Source organism: Mycolicibacterium novocastrense, assembly GCF_001499835.1.
GTDB classification, from domain to species: Bacteria; Actinomycetota; Actinomycetes; order Mycobacteriales; family Mycobacteriaceae; genus Mycobacterium; species Mycobacterium novocastrense.
In genome coordinates this window covers 43,706-58,813 of sequence record NZ_LQIH01000012.1, presented here as the reverse complement: position 1 = coordinate 58,813, position 15,108 = coordinate 43,706, and the positions used below count along the sequence as shown (strand labels likewise).

The 15,108-nt window shown below is 68.6% G+C and carries 12 protein-coding genes; 1 reads left to right on the top strand and 11 read right to left on the bottom strand.

The genetic code is table 11. From position 1 onward, the window contains the following. Positions 1-27: 27 nt before the first annotated feature. The 9 genes from AU072_RS10605 to AU072_RS10565 all read right to left on the bottom strand — a co-directional run bounded on the left by AU072_RS10605 (position 28) and on the right by AU072_RS10565 (position 10,892). Positions 28-750, bottom strand: coding sequence for an SDR family NAD(P)-dependent oxidoreductase (locus AU072_RS10605; RefSeq protein ID WP_064413747.1), 723 nt, complete (start codon positions 748-750; stop codon positions 28-30). Positions 751-763: 13 nt separating this feature from the next. Next, positions 764-1,372, bottom strand: coding sequence for a sigma-70 family RNA polymerase sigma factor (locus AU072_RS10600; protein ID WP_064413746.1), 609 nt, complete (start codon positions 1,370-1,372; stop codon positions 764-766). A gap of 105 nt (positions 1,373-1,477) precedes the next feature. Further along, entirely contained in the window at positions 1,478-2,143 is a 666-nt protein-coding gene (locus tag AU072_RS10595) for a nitroreductase (RefSeq protein WP_064413745.1), read from the bottom strand. A 250-nt stretch (positions 2,144-2,393) separates the two neighbouring features. Then, on the bottom strand, positions 2,394-5,189 hold the full coding sequence (locus AU072_RS10590) for an ATP-binding protein (protein WP_064413744.1): 2,796 nt from the start codon (positions 5,187-5,189) through the stop codon (positions 2,394-2,396). Between the two features lie 165 nt (positions 5,190-5,354). After that, a complete protein-coding gene (locus tag AU072_RS10585; RefSeq protein WP_064413743.1) occupies positions 5,355-6,110 on the bottom strand; it encodes an SDR family oxidoreductase in 756 nt (251 codons plus the stop codon). Between the two features lie 230 nt (positions 6,111-6,340). Further along, complete coding sequence (locus AU072_RS10580; RefSeq protein WP_064413742.1) at positions 6,341-7,444, bottom strand: spore photoproduct lyase family protein; 1,104 nt, start codon at positions 7,442-7,444, stop codon at positions 6,341-6,343. 2 nt (positions 7,445-7,446) lie between these two features. Then, complete coding sequence (locus tag AU072_RS10575; RefSeq protein ID WP_082680828.1) at positions 7,447-8,655, bottom strand: flavin-containing monooxygenase; 1,209 nt, start codon at positions 8,653-8,655, stop codon at positions 7,447-7,449. Beyond that, positions 8,656-9,732 (bottom strand): NAD-dependent epimerase/dehydratase family protein, encoded by a 1,077-nt coding sequence (locus AU072_RS10570; RefSeq protein ID WP_064413741.1) that lies wholly within the window; start codon positions 9,730-9,732, stop codon positions 8,656-8,658. Between the two features lie 38 nt (positions 9,733-9,770). Next, positions 9,771-10,892, bottom strand: a complete 1,122-nt coding sequence (locus AU072_RS10565; RefSeq protein WP_082680827.1) for an alpha/beta hydrolase — start codon at positions 10,890-10,892, stop codon at positions 9,771-9,773. A gap of 228 nt (positions 10,893-11,120) precedes the next feature. Here AU072_RS10565 and AU072_RS10560 point away from each other — a divergent pair, with 228 nt between their 5' ends. After that, positions 11,121-12,092, top strand: a complete 972-nt coding sequence (locus AU072_RS10560; RefSeq protein ID WP_064414008.1) for an aldo/keto reductase — start codon at positions 11,121-11,123, stop codon at positions 12,090-12,092. On the opposite strand, the gene AU072_RS10555 is transcribed toward AU072_RS10560, so the two are convergent. Together AU072_RS10555 and AU072_RS10550 are read right to left on the bottom strand one after the other, a co-directional pair. After that, entirely contained in the window at positions 12,089-13,894 is a 1,806-nt protein-coding gene (locus tag AU072_RS10555; RefSeq protein WP_064414007.1) for a fatty acyl-AMP ligase, read from the bottom strand. The genes AU072_RS10560 and AU072_RS10555 overlap by 4 nt on opposite strands. A 56-nt stretch (positions 13,895-13,950) precedes the next feature. Then, positions 13,951-15,108, bottom strand: a complete 1,158-nt coding sequence (locus AU072_RS10550; protein WP_064413740.1) for a metallophosphoesterase — start codon at positions 15,106-15,108, stop codon at positions 13,951-13,953.

Sequence of the window (15,108 nt, the reverse complement as noted above, 5' to 3'; positions counted from 1 at the left end):
CGTTCTCCTCCGGTCGTTTTGGATGGGTCAGGTGGCCGAGCCGCCACCGTCGACGTGCAATACCGAGCCGGTGATGAAGCTCGCGCGCGGTGAGGCCAGAAACAGCACCGCCTCGGCGATCTCCCGGGGCTTCGCCGTCCGTCCCAGGGGCAGCGCGCGGCCGAGCTCTTCATTGGTCTCACCCCATTCAGCCTCGACCCCTTCGGTTTTCGTTGGGCCGGGGGCGACGCTGTTGACACGGACGCCGCCAGGGCCGAACTCAGCGGCCCACGTACGGGTCAGCGACTCGATGGCGGCCTTCGATGCGCTGTAGACCCCGGCTCCCGGCACGCCTTTGGACGCGACCATCGTCGTGACGTTGACGATCGAACCGTGTCCTCGCTGCAGCATTCCCGGGACCAGACCCGCCGCCAGAAAGTACGAACCACGCACGTTGGTGTCGAAGGTCAGCTCGAACGCGCCGACCTGCTGATCGACGGTGGTCGCCGCGGGAAAAGCGGCGGCGTTGTTGACCAGGATGTCGACGTCGCCGGCCTGCTCGAGCAGCGATGCGACCGAATCCATGTCCGAGAGGTCGGTCCGGACGAAGCGCACGTTGCCGTCGATACCGGATGCGGCCCGCTCCCCTCGTTTGCCGTCTCGACCGGTGATGATCACCGCGGCTCCCTCGCGCGCGAACAGCCGCGCACAGGCGAGCCCGATCCCGGCTGTGCCACCGGTGATCAATGCGTTCTTGTAGGCCAACTCCATTGGTGTTCTCCAGTCAGGCGATGCAGTGTTCGAGGGTTTCTGCGGGGTCGTGGGCGAGGTGGGCCAGCGCGACGCGCAGTCGCTGCCTGGCGCGCGAGATCCGCGACATCACGGTGCCCATCGGGATGTCGAGGATCTTCGCCGTCTCGGCGTAGGTGTATCCCTCGACGTCGGCGTAGTAGAGAACCTCGCGGAAGCCGTCCGGCATTGCGGCCATCGCGGCTTTGACGTCGCCGTGGGGCAGGGTGTCGAGCACCTCGGCTTCCGCCGACCGCAGTGCGCCGGGTTGGTGTGCGGCGCAATCGAACAATTCAGCTTCGGTCATGTTGTCCGCCGGGACCTCGGTCACGCGACGTTGTTTGCAGCGGTGCGCGCTGACCCAGCGGTTGTGGAGGATGCGGAACAGCCACGCCTTGAGGTTGCTGCCCTCCCGGAAGGACTCGAATCCGCTGTAGGCGTGCAGGAGCGCATCCTGGAGAAGGTCCTCGGCATCCGCGTCGTTGCGGGCCAGCCGACGCGCTCCCCGCGCCAGTACCTCGAACAGGGGTTGAACGTCGCGCGTGAACCGCGCGGCGAGTTCTGGGTCCGGGGCGGTCCTGGTGGGCAGGGACGTGATGGTCATGATCCGGTCTCCTCGAGTCGCGGGTGTCACACCTCACGCTCGTCGCCGCTCAGGCAAAAGGAACCCTTGAGAACCCGTAGTCCACGGTCCGTAGTCCGTAGTGGGTCAGTCGCCGACGAAGCTGACGGTCTCCTCGAGCGGGGCCCGCCCCGTGCGGATATAGCTCTCGTCGGGGTCCTGGTAGCCGATCGACATACCGCAGAACAGCATGAGCTCGTCGGGCGGTTGTACGGCGTCCGCGACGGTCTCGCGGACCTGGGACCAGGCCATCTGCGGACAGCTGTCCAGGCCCTCGGCTCGCAGGAGCAGCATCACGGTCTGCAGGTACATCCCTAGATCCGCCCACTGCGGCCGGCCGAGATCGCGGTCGATGTAGCAGAACAGGGCCGCGGGGGCGCCGAAGCAGTCCCAGTTCGCGATCGCGGCCCGCTGCCGGGCCTCCCAGTCCTCGCGCTCGATGCCCAGTGCGCTGTAGCGCTCCCTGCCGAACGCCGATCGGCGTTCACCGTAGGGGGATTTCAGCTCTGGCGGGTACAGCTGGTACTCGCGCTCATCCCACGGGTCTCCCGCGGCCACCCGCTCCGTGGCGAGCTTCTTGAGCCGCTCCAGCGGTTCGCCGGTCACGACGTAGATCCGCCACGGCTGCAGGTTGGACCCCGACGGTGACCACCTGGCGGCGTCGAGCACACGCTCGAGCACCTCCAAGGGGACGGGTTCGTCGGTGAAGCCCCGCACCGCCCGTCTGCTCTTGACTGCGTCGTAGACGTCCATGGCTCCTCCACTTTCTGAAGATCACGCCTTTCGGCTGTGCTTCAAGCCTCGCCCGATCCACGATCTGGCGAACCCTTGAACGCCAGTGGTCGCCGGGGTTTACGAACTCCGCGGATGATTCGGTCGCAAGCCATTCGTTCTTGTCGACATGACCGGAGCGCAGCGGCAGATCGCGACCTCAGTCCTGGTGATAGGAACCGGCGGCGCGGGTCTGCGTGCCGCGAAGCTCGTCGGCAAGCTCGTCGAGTGACTAGCTCGCCCACGACACGCCGCGAAGCTGTCTGCGCGAGGTGATTCCGAGCTTGACGAACACCTTGCGCAGATGCCACTCGACGGTGTGTGTGCTGATGAAGAGCTGGGCGCCGATCTCCTGGTTGGTCAGGCCGTCGGCGGCGAGCCGGGCGATCTGTGCTTCCTGGGCGGTCAGCTCGCCGCCCGGGCTCTGCTGCTGTTTGCGCACCTTCTCCCCGGTGGCCACCAGTTCGCGGCGCGCGCGTTCGGCGAAGGCCCGCGCGCCGATCCGCGTGAACGTCTCGTGGGCCTCGGTGAGTTCGCGGCGCGCGTCGATCCGCCGGTTGGCCCGGCGCAGCCATTCACCGTAGAGGAGCCGAGTCCGCGCGACGTGTACGACGATGCCGGCGCGCGCCAGGCGTTCGATGGCCTCGGTGAACAGCCGATCCGCGTCGCCGCCGTCGGCCACCAGGGCCTGCGCATTGGCCAGCGCGCCGAGTCCCCAGTCGGTGCCGCTGGCGCCTGCCCGCTCCTCGAGACGGCCAACGGCCCACCTAGCCGCGTCGTCGGCCCCGGCGCGCGTCGCCGCCTCGATGAGCTCGAAAAGACACCACCCGTGGATTCCGAAGTCGTCGTAGTCACATGCCTCGCGCGCTGCGGCGAGCGCCTCCTCGTAGCGGCCGAGCCCGTTGTACAACAACGCGGTCGCATAGCCGGTGAGCCCCAACAGGCGTCCCTCACCCCTGGCGATTCCGTCGGCCGCGGCACTCTCGAGCAGCGGAACGGCCTCCGCCGCGTCGCCGCGCCACGCGCTCAGCAGCACCCAGTGGTACCGCACCGGGGAGTTGTGGTCGGTGGCGGCGGTGATCGAGGCGGCCTCTTCGAGAAGCTCCGCGGCCGTGGCGAATTCACCGGCCAAAGTGTGGACGCCGGCCCGGTAGATGAGGGCTCGCGGCAAGCCCGCGAGCGCTCCGGTTGAACGGGCATAGCGCACCGCGGCGGTCGACAACTTTCGCAATGTCCGCTCGTCCCACAGTTCGTGGGCCGAGGACTCCTGCAATATCGGGAATCCGGGTACCTTCAACCATCGGCCGACCGCGGTCTCGTCGGACTCCGCCTGCTCACACATCGCCTCCAGCCCCGCCCGCAACGCCGCCCAACCCTGTCCGACCCCGCCGGTGATCCGTTCGGCCACCCCTTTGAGCAGATGGTCAATGGCGCGCGGCAGTTCCGAGACATCCTGCAGCGCAACGCGTGCATCCTCGGCGGCTCGCACGAGCGCACCAGACTCCCCCAGGCGGCCCGCGTACATCAAAGCCGCGATTCCCTCGAGGTAGCTCTCCCTGGACGAATAACCGTCGACACCGTGGAGGCGGCCGGCGGCGTCCAGCAGCGGTGGCGCGGTCTGTGACAGTCGCGGCGCACCGGCTTCACCTGCCCGGCTCCGGACGAAGTCCATCTGTGCCCGCAGCCGCGCTATCTGTGCCCGCTGCAGGTCGGTCAGGGGGCTGAGTTCGGCGATCGCCAGGAGTTCGTGCGCAGCTCCCGGTGCCGCGGCGTCCCGTTTGGCGTAAGCGGCCGCCAGCGCCCTCGCCCCACGCAGCAACGGGTCGGAGGTCAACGCGGTGGCGCGCTCCAAAAATGTTGCCGCCGCGGCCATTCCGCCCCTGCTCTGGGCCCGGGCGGCGGAGTTCTCCAGCTCGGCGGCGATCCCCTCGTCGGGGCCCGCCGCGGCGTTGGCCGCGTGCCACGCGCGACGGTCCGGGTCGACGGAAGGATCGGTGACGTCGGCGAGGGCGCGGTGGACGGCACGGCGGTCCGGCAGCTCTGCTGCACGGTAGGCGGCCGAGCGGATCAGCGGATGATGGAACCGCATCCGTGGGCCGAACTCGATGAGTCCGTCGGCTTCCGCGGGGGCGAGCTCGTCGACCGGGATGCCCAATTGCGCTGCAGCGCCGAGGAACAACGCCGCATCGCCGATGGGTTCAGCGGCGGCGATGAGCAGCAGTTGCCGGGTGGGTTGCGGTAACGACTGGATGCGGCGGATGAAGCCCTGTTCGACGGCTGCGGCCGACGAGCGTTTACCCGATATCCAGAAACCACCCGAGAGTTCGGTCGCCGACACGCTGCGCGGCACCTCGAGGATGGCCAGCGGAATGCCGCGCGTCTCGGCGACGATGCGGTCACGCACCCGAGTGTCGATACCGCCGAACATCACCGATTCCAACAGTTCTCGCGCATCGATGTCGGACAGCCCGTGGATCGGCAGCTCGGGCAGACCCGCCAGCAGTTCGGGTCGGTCCCGGACGGCGAACACCAACGCGACGGGTTCGGCGAGCAACCGGCGCGCGATGAAACCGAGTGTCTGCACCGAAACCTGGTCGAGCCATTGCGCATCGTCGACGACACAGAGCACCGGTTGTTCGTCGGCCGCGGCGGCCAGCACGCTCAGCACGGCGAGGCCGACGAGGAACCGGTCCGGCGTCTCCCCGACGCCGCGGCCGAACGCGACGTTGAGCGCTTCGCGCTGCGGTTCGGGAATCGCGTCGAGATGCGTCATCAGCGGAGCGCACAGTTGCTGCAGGCCCGCGAAGGCGAGTTCCATGTCGGACTCCACCCCGGCGACGTGCACGACCTGAAATCCGGACGCGGTTTCACAGACGTAATCGAGCAGGGCCGTCTTACCGACGCCCGCCTCGCCGCGCAGGACCAGCACCTGACAACTACCCGATCGCACCGTCGCGACCAGGTTCTTCAGCGCCTCGCATTCGCGGGTGCGGCCACGGAGGGCTTGTGCTCCACCCTGGCCAGACATAGACACCACCGCGCTCTGGGGTGGACCCGCGACGGTCGCCGGCTTACCCGATCTGATCTTGGATCGTACGAGGCCCGCGACGACGGGTCCACACCGCGATTTTGTGAGTGATTCCGCTCGCTGGGCAAACGTTTTCACTCACAAATCGCCCCCCCCGGGGCCGGGTCAAGCCGTCGCGGCGGCCTCCAGGATCCAGTCCTCGAACCGAGTGCCGAACAGCGTCGCGCCCTCACCGGGCACCAGCGTGCGTTCGGCCAGGTCGATGCCCCAGTATTTGGCCGACGGGTCGGCGACGACCTGACGGGTATCGCCGCGGGCGGTCAACGCTGTCCGGATCAGGTCGGGAAGCAGGAACTCGACCGGTCCGCCGATCTCGACGATGCGATTCACCGGCTCGTTCACCGCGGCGATCGCGAGCCCTTCGGCGACGTCGGCGGCGGCCATCGGCTGGAAGTACACCGGCGGCATCCGCACCGTGTCACCCTCGGTCGCCGAGTCGGCGAGTGTCTGGAGGAACTCGAAGAATTGGGTGGCGTGCACGATCGTGAACGGGATCGGCCCGTCGCTGATCAGCCGTTCCTGATCGAGCTTGGCCTGGAAGTAGCCGCTCTGCGGGGCCATCTCATCGGTGCCCACCACCGAGAGCGCGACGTGGTGGCCGACGCCTGCGGCCTGTTCGGCGTCGAGCAGGTTCGTCGTCGCGGTCTGGAAGAACTTTCGGGCCGAGTCGTCGAGCTGCGGCGAGTTCGATACGTCGACCACCACCGCCGCCCCTTCGAGCGCGTCCCGCAAGCCCTCGCCGGTGAACGTGTTGACGCCGGTCGACGGCGCCGCAGCGACCGTGTCGTGGCCCTGCCGGTCCAGGATCTGCACCAGTTTCGAACCGATGAGGCCGGTTCCGCCGATGACGACGATCTTCATGATGAGCCTTCCGTTTGGTCGACAGCTTCCTGCCCACCAGAACGGATAGCGGCTCGCGAACTCATCCCGGCCGCCCGGAAACCCCCTCCCGCGAGCGACCGGGTCTGCACGCGACACGCCGCGCGCAGCTGGCGTTGCGGGGTCGCTCGCGGCACTTGAGGGACCCGCTCGCGGCACTTGAGGGACCCGCTGGCAACAGTTGAGGGACCCGCTCGCGGCAGCTGAAACCGTCAGAACGCGTAGCGCACCCGGCACGTCGGCAGCTTGGCGGCGATCAGGTCGGTCAGCTCGCCCACCCAGCGGCCCTTCCACGGTGTCTTGTAGCGCACGTTCCACTGCCCGCTCTGGCTGCGCTTGGCCTGCTGAAGATCCGGCCGCCACAGCAGATCCTCACCTTTGGGATGCCAGCCGAGGTTGACGTCGTGCAGGCCCTCGTTGTGGGTCAGGAAGATGATCTCGGCGGCCAGCTGCTGCTTGGTGCGGTCCGAGGTGCCGTCGGCGACCTGCTCGAGCAGCTCCGCCCAGTCGGACAACCAATTCTCGTGGACGACAACGGGACTGAAGTTCAGGTGCACTTCGTATCCGGCGTCGACGAAGTCGTCGATCGCGGCGATCCGCTCGGCGATCTTCGACGTGCGCACGTCGAGCACCCGCGACGCCTCGGCCGGCATCAAGCTGAACCGCACGCGGGTTCCGCCCCGCGGGTCGTAGGAGAGCAGGTCGCGGTTGACGAGCTTGGTCGCGAAGCTGGCCTTGGCGTTGGGAATTCGACCGAACAGCGCGACCAGATCGCGCACGTTGTCGGAGACCATCGCGTCCACTGAACAGTCGCTGTTCTCGCCGATGTCGTAGACCCAGTCGACGGGGTCGCACTGGTTCGGTTGCGGCTTCACACCTTGGCGAGCGGCATGACGCTCGAGGTATCCGGTGATCTTCTCGATGTTGGTGAACACCGTGATCGGGTTGGCGTAACCCTTGCGGCGCGGAACGTAGCAGTATGAGCACGCCATCGCGCAGCCATTCGCGGTCGACGGTGCGATCCAGTCGCTGGAGCGCTCGTTGCGCCGCGCGCTCAGGCTCTTCTTCTCGCCCAGCACCAGGACTTCCCGCTTGTTGCGGACCCAGTCCTCGACGTTGCCCTCGTTTCCGTACAGGCCCGGTATCGCCTGGTGCGAGGGCACTTCGATGCGCTCGGCGTCGGGGAAGCGCTCGAGCACCTGACGTGCGCGAGCGAACCGTTCGATGTCGGGCTCGTGGTAGATCCGCTTGATGTCGAGCAGCCGGTCGGCCAGCGCGATCGGGGTGCGTCGCGTCACGGAGTCTGGGTCGGCCATCGTCACGCCTCGTTCAACGAACGCCGGCCGCGCTCCGATGCAGTTGATCTTGGTGAGCTCAAATGATGTTCGTCACGTCCGCCGAGATGGCTTGCGATGTCGCGCGCGATCGGCGAGGCCTGCAGCCGGAAGGACCGCAGTGGACCGATCAGCGGCTCGTCGTAACCGGCGAACCACAGCCCCGGCGCGGCGCACGGAAGCCCGTTGACCTCAGGCCGGCCCGCCTCGTCCAGCACGCCGTGGTGGCCGACGAGCGGTTCGAGTCCCCGCCGATAGCCGGTCGCGGCGATCACCACGTCGGGCGCCAGCGAGCTGCCGTCGGCGAGCACCACCCTCTCACCGTCGAACGACTCCACGGCGGCGACGATCTCGATGCGTCCCGCTTTGACGTGTGCGACGAGCTGGTCACCGATCGTCGGGATCTGTTCGTCGGTCAGCAGCGCCGAATAGATCCCCCGCCGCGGCACCGGCAGGCCCTCGCGACGAAGATCTCCGAGCCACACCCTGCGCATCAGGGCCGCCGCCTGATCGAGCACCGGCACCGGAAGACGCTCGAATGCGGGACTGAACGCGTCAACCGGAATTCCGGCGGCCGACCGCGGTACGAGATGCGGGGGCGTGCGCACCGCCATCCACACCCGGCGGGCCACCCCGTCGCTGAGCTGCAACGCGATGTCGGTCGCCGAGTTCCCCGCGCCCGCCACCAAAACGTCCCGGCCGGCGAAAGGCGCGGCGTTGCGGTAGTGCTCGGAATGCAGGACCTCGCCGGTGAATTCCTCGATTCCAGCCCACTCGGGTAGCACCGGCGTGTGATAGTTGCCGGTCGCGATGACGACGGCCGCCGCGGTGAAAGGCGCGCCGTCGGTCCGCAGCCGCCAGCCGCCCCGCCCCCGGTCTACCCGAACCACGTTGCACCCCAGTGCTATTCGTAGATGCTGTCGGCGCACGTAATCGTCGAAGTAGTCGACCATGTCGTCGCGGGTCGGCCAGCGTCCGTAGCGCAGTGGTATCCGCTGCCCGGGCAGATGTGACCACCACCCACAGGTGTTGAGCCGGAACCCGTCGTAGCGGTTCCGCCACGCCGATGCCACCGCATCCGCGCGATCGACGACGAGCGCGTCGACACCGCACTCGTGGCGCAGCTGTCGTGCGATCGCCAGCCCGCAGGGACCGGCGCCGACGATGACGACGGACTCGTCGTGCTCGGCCATCTACGGCAGGCGTCGTGTCGTCAGCAGGCCCTCGGTGAGGTCGCGTTGGAACTGCTCGATCAGCGACCGGCGTCGCAGGGGCGGACTCTCGGTGTGCGCTTGTCGGGCCACCCCGCCGATGACGTCGGCGAGCGCGTCGACCGCATTCCACCGGGGGCTCCAGCCGAGTTCGGCCTCGGCGCGCCCGCAGTCCAGCAACGGAACGCTGAACGCCATGTCGAGCCAGCCCCGGTCGATCGGTTGCAGCCGCGCCCGCCAGCTGACATCGACCAGAGCCCCGAGCACTCCCGAGGCCACGTGGACCGGTTTCGCACCCAACACCTCGGCGACCTGCTCGCGGCCCACCGGCGGTTCGGCCGCCACGTTGAACGGCCCGCTCGCACCACGCTCGACCACCCTGGCCAATGCGTCGGCGACATCGTCGGCATGCACGAGCGGGATGCACAAGCGCCGGTCGAGCGGCAACACCGGCAACAGGGGAATCGCGAGCATCGGCACGTAACCGGGCAGCGCGTATCGCATCAGGCCGCTGGCCGCGGCGCGCTGCACGATGAAGCCGGGCCGCATCCGCGCGATGGGAACGCCCGCCTCCCCGTTCTCGCGTTCGTAGGCGTCCAGCAGCGCTTCGGCGTCCGATTTGTCGCGGCTGTAGGGGGAGGTCCGGATGCCGGTGGTCGGCCACGACTCGTCGACGTACTGCCCGTAGCGGCCCGGCGCGTACGCGCCCACCGACGACTGGTGCACAAGCCGGCCGACCCGCGCGTCATGGGCCGCCTCGAGGACGGCCGTTGTGCCGCCGACGCCGACGCGGTTCAGGTATTCGGTGTTGCGGGTCGGCTGAAACCCCCATGCGAGGTGGACGACGGCATCCGCGCCGTCGAAGACCCCGCGCAGCTGGGTCCCCGCGTCCGGATCGGCGAGGTCGAGTCGGTGCCAGTGGACCCGACCGTAGACACCGGTCGGCTCCGGCGGCCTTCGTACCACCCCGACGATGTCGTGTCCGGTGTCGCTTTCGGTGAGCCGCCGCAGCAGCGCGGTCCCGACGTTGCCGGAAGCCCCGGTGATGACGATGCGCATGCGACAAGACTTCCCGCATCGCGCCCGATCAACGCGGGCTAGACGGCCGCGGCGGTTTCACCCTGCAGTTGGCGGGCCCGGACGTCGTTGAGGAACCTGCCGACCTCGACCGCCAGCCGACGCGCATGCGACGAGTCGACCAGGTCGAACGCGTGTCCCGCACGCCGGATTTCGCTGTATTCCACGACATTTCGTGACACCGCGCTGAGCTCTTCGGCGAAGACCCTGGCCTCGTCGACGGGGATGATGGTGTCCTGGTCCCCGTGGATGAGGAAGAACGGCGGCGCATCGGAGTGGATGCGAGCCCGCGGTGACGCGGCAGCAAAGATGTCGGGGTGCCGGGACTGCTTGCGTCCCACGACAACTCGCTCCAGGAAGTTCTGGAAGTTCTTGCGGGCAGGGGTCGACCGGTCCTGCCAGTCGTAACGCCCGTAGATTCCGACCACTGCGTCCACCGTGGTGTCGGCGTCCTCGGTGAGCTCGCCGCGGAACGCCGGGTCGCCGGGAGTGAGGGCCGCCAGGGAGGCCAGGTGCCCGCCCGCCGAGCAGCCCGCCACCGCGACGAAGTTCCGATCGCCGCCGAACTTGTCGACGTTGGCCCGCGCCCATGCGATCGCCGCGTTGACATCGGCGATATGGCGGGGCCACCGGTTCACCGGGGACACCCGGTAGTCCATCGTCAGACAGACCCAGCCCTGCTTGACCAGGTGGTGCAGCATCGTGTGGCCCTGCATGACGCGGGAGCCCTGCACCCAGGCGCCGCCAGGAACGAACAGCAGCACCGGGGCGTCGGGCGGCAGGTCCGGCAGCCGCCACACGTCGAGCAACTGCGCGGGGTGGTCGCCGTAGCGCACCGAGCTGCGATAGAGGCACCGCTGACGCTGGGCGCGGAAGCGCAGGTAGGGCGGCATCCGGTTCCCGCGCCCAGGCGTGATGGCCTCATCGGAGACGTCGGCGGGCGCGGCGGCCGCGGGATCGGCGCTGAGACGACGCGACACCATGCCACGCAGCGCTGCCGGTGCGTAGTGGTGGCCGTACATCATCATCGCGGTCAGGCCGGCGAACGGCTCGAGGTGCCTGCCGACCACGGGAAGTGACGCGTACATCCGCGTCGAGGCCATGACCAGGTCGAACGGATGCAATGAGCGGTATACAGACATGGTCAGCCGGCCATCGCCAGGTCGGTGTCGCCGGCCCGGCCGCTGCAGGACTCGCAAACGGCCTCTTCGAGGTTGAAAAACCCGCACGTGGGGCAGATGAACTCGAGCATGCGTTACGCCTTTCGAGACTTGTGTCATGCCGACTTTCTGCAGCCCGCCTCACATACCCCGGCCTCGGGGCGCCAAAACCCGCCGTTATCGAACTGCCGCGTCAGTACTGTGGCCAACGTGAAGTACTTAGACGTCGAGGGTGTGGGGCGGGTCAGCCGTATCGGGCTCGGGACCTGGCAGTTCGGGTCTCGGGAGTGGGGGTACGGCGACAGCTACGCCGTCGGTCCCGCTCGAGAAATCGTGCAGCGTTCGCTGGCGCTGGGCGTCACGTTGTTCGACACGGCCGAGATCTACGGTTTCGGCAAGAGCGAGAGGATCCTCGGCGAGGCGCTGGGCGATCAGCGCGCCGACGTGGCCGTGGCCAGCAAGGTCTTCCCGGTGGCCCCGTTCCCGGCGGTGGTCAAGCAACGCGCGCACGCCAGCGCGCAGCGGCTCGGGCTGCAGAAGATCCCGCTGTACCAGATCCACCAGTCCAACCCGGTGGTGCCCGATTCGGTGATCATGCCGGGGATGCGCGACCTGATCGATGACGGTGTGATCGGTGCGGCGGGTGTGTCCAACTACTCGCTGTCGCGCTGGCAGCGGGCCGACACCGCGCTCGGACGACCGGTGATCAGCAATCAGGTGCACTTCTCGCTGGCCCATCCCAAGGCGCTCGATCGTCTGGTGCCGTTCGCCGAACGGGAGAACCGCATCGTGATCGCCTACAGCCCGCTGGCGCAGGGACTGCTCGGCGGCAAGTACGGTCCCGACAACCGGCCCGGCGGCGTGCGCGCGACGAACCCGCTGTTCGGCACCGAGAACCTGCGGCGCGCCGAACCGCTGCTGCAGACGCTGCGCGATGTCGCCGCCGACGTCGGTGCCAAACCCGCGCAGGTCGCGTTGGCGTGGCTGATCCACCTGCCCAACGTCGTCGCGATCCCCGGCGCATCCAGCGTCGAACAGCTCGAGTTCAACGTTGCAGCCGCCGACATCGAGCTCAGCGCCGAGGCGCAGGAGGCGCTCACCGCCGCTGCCCGCGCGTTCCGCCCGGTGTCTGCAGCCCGCTTCCTCGCCGACATGGTGCGTGAGAAGCTCGGTGTTGGTTAACCTTTCAGCTTCCCACTGAGGTACTCGCTGCGGCAGGCTCCGCGAGCCAGCTTGCCGCTGGTCGTGCGCGGAATGACACCTGCGGCGACAAAGCGGATGTCAGCGACCGGGATCCCGTGCCGCGCAAGCACATCGGCGCGGATCGCGTCGATCTCGGGCGCCGGATCGTTGCGCGCGGTTCCGGTGGCGCGTTCGGCGACGATCACGAGCGCATCGCCGTGGGGGGCGGGCACCGTGAACGCGGTGACGTGGCCTGGGCGCACCATCGCCGAGGCGCCTTGGGCGGTGGCCTCGATATCCTGCGGATAGTGGTGCCTGCCGTCGATGATGATCAGATCGGCACGCCGTCCGGTGACGAACAGCCCGCCGTCGAGGTAGACGCCGAGATCACCGGTGCGCAGCCAGTTCGCCTGCTCGTCAACGCCTTCCGCATGGCTCGCGGGTAGGCGGGACGTGAGCCGGGCCTCGAAGGCGTGCCGCGACTCGTCGGGCCGACCCCAGTAGCCGCGCCCGAGATTGTCGCCGTGCAGCCAGATCTCACCGACGGTTCCGTCGGGCAGTTCGGCGCCGGTGTCGGGATCGACGATGACGGCCCACTGGCTGCGCGCCACCCGTCCGCAGGACACGTGGGCCACCGCATCGGGTGAATCGGCGGCGACGGGTACCGCGCGGCCCGCGCTGAGATGCGTGCGGTCGAGGTACACCGCGGCGGCGTGGGCGTCGGGTTCGATGGTGGCGACGAACAGCGTGGCTTCGGCGATTCCGTACGACGGCCGAAACGCGTTCGGCGGCAGCCCGTGTGGTGCGAACGCGTCGTTGAAGGCGGTGATCGCGTCGATGCTGACCGGCTCCGAGCCGATGATCAGCACCGCCTTGCTCAGGTCGAGGTCTTCACCGTCGGCGGGCCGGCCGCGTTGCGCCGCGTATTCATAGGCGAAGTTCGGCGCGGCCGTGACCACCCGGCCCTCACGCGACCCGTCCGAGAGCGCCCGAAGCCAGCGTTGCGGGCGGCGGATGAACGCGGTCGGGGACATCAGCGTCGAATGTCCGCCGTACACGGCGGGAAATCCGATCATCGACAGGCCCATGTCGTGGAACAGCGGTAACCAGCTGACGCCGTGCACTTTCCGGTCGAGCAGATCGATGGACAGGATCATCTGGATCAGGTTCGTGCCGACCGCGCGGTGCGTGATCTCGACGCCGGCGGGAGGCCGCGTCGCACCGGAGGTGTACTGCAGATGGGATACGGCGTCGAGCGCCAGCTCGACCGGCTCGAAATCGCCTGTCGCGCCTATATTGTCGATCACGACGACCCGAGGCGCCGGTACGCCGTCGAGGTCAGACAGGAAGCTGCGCACGTTCGAGGCCGCGGCCGCTGTGGTCACCACGACGGACGGTTCGCAGTCGCGCAGCGCGGTGTCCAGTCGTTGCGCGTGCCCCTGCAACTCGGGTGCGAACAGCGGGACCGCGATCGCGCCCGCCTTGATCGCACCGAAGAACGCGACGACGTAGTCGAGTCCCTGCGGCGCCAGGATCGCGACCCGGTCGCCTCGCCGGGTCACGCGCTGCAGGGTCGCGGCGACCGCCCGCAGGCGTACCCCGAGCTGTCTCCAGGTGAGTTCGTCGATCCGTCCGTCACCGGTGTGATCGAGGTAGCGGTAGGCCGGCGCGTCGCCGACGTTGGCGATGTTGCGGTCGATCAGGGAGATCAGGTTCACCCCGGCGGGCACCGCCACCCGGCCGTCGGCGTCCAGGCAGTCCTCGATCCGCAGCAGGCCGTCGTGCGGTACGGAACGGGCCATCATGGGAGCAGTCTAAGGAGCGCCCGCGTCGTTCCTGGTACGGCCGTACCAGGCAACTATGGCTCCAGCGCGAGCACCGTGATATCCGGCGGAGCCCCGATGCGCACCGGCGGACCCCAGAACCCCGCGCCGCGGGTCACGTACAGCTGGGTGTCGTCGACTGTCGAAAGGCCCGCGAGCGAGGGCTGCACGGCGCGCACGAGGTAGTGGAACGGCCACATCTGCCCGCCGTGGGTGTGCCCGGACAGCTGCAGGTCCACTCCGCGCGCGGCGGCCTCCTCGACGAGCACCGGTTGGTGCGCGAGCAGCACCGTCGGGCCGGCCGAGGAGACACCCGTCAGGGCGCGGTCGAAATCCGGCCCGTCCGAGACTCTTTCACCGGCGATGTCGTTGACCCCCGCCAGGTTGAACACGGCACCGCCGCGGCGGATCACGGTGTTCTCGTTACGCAACGGTTGGATGCCCAACCGCTCCATCTCGCGTAGCCACTCGAGTGTGTCGTCGACGAAGTACTCGTGGTTTCCGGTGACGAAGAAGGCGCCCTCTCGTGCGGTGATATCACCCAATGGCGCTGCGGCCGGGCCGAGTTCGGCGACCGAGCCGTCGACGACGTCACCGACGATCGCGACGAGGTCGGGGTCGGTCTCGTTGATCATGTCGACGATCCGCTCGGTGTGCGCCCTGTCTGCCAGCGGTCCGAGGTGGATGTCGGACACCACCGCGACGCGAAACCCGCGAAACGCCGGGTCGAGATTGCGCAGCCGCACCGGTACCCGCAGCACATCGGGCGGACTCAGCGCGGTGGCCGTCCCGACACCGACCAGACCCACCGACGCTGCGCCTGCGGCGACGGCACTCGCGCGGGCCAAAAACAACCGGCGGCTGAGCACGTTCGCGTCCTTGGGTTCTGCAGCCGCATCCCCGCGGACCCACCGCCGCAGCGCCAGTCGCACGGGTTCGAGTACCAGCAGCGCCAACAGCAGGTACGCGGCCAGGCCGAACCACACGTAGCCCGGCCACGCGTACCAGCCCGCGTCGGCCGGACCTGTCAGGCGGGGCAGGAAGAGCGCGGCGAGCAACAGTCCTGCCAGCCCGGCGAAGGCGGCGCTCAGTATCCATCGCACTCGACCGGGCCGGGTGGTGTCCTTGATCAGCCGCTTCCACAGATAGGCGTGCATCAGCACCAGCACCGTGCCGAGGATGACGATGAACAT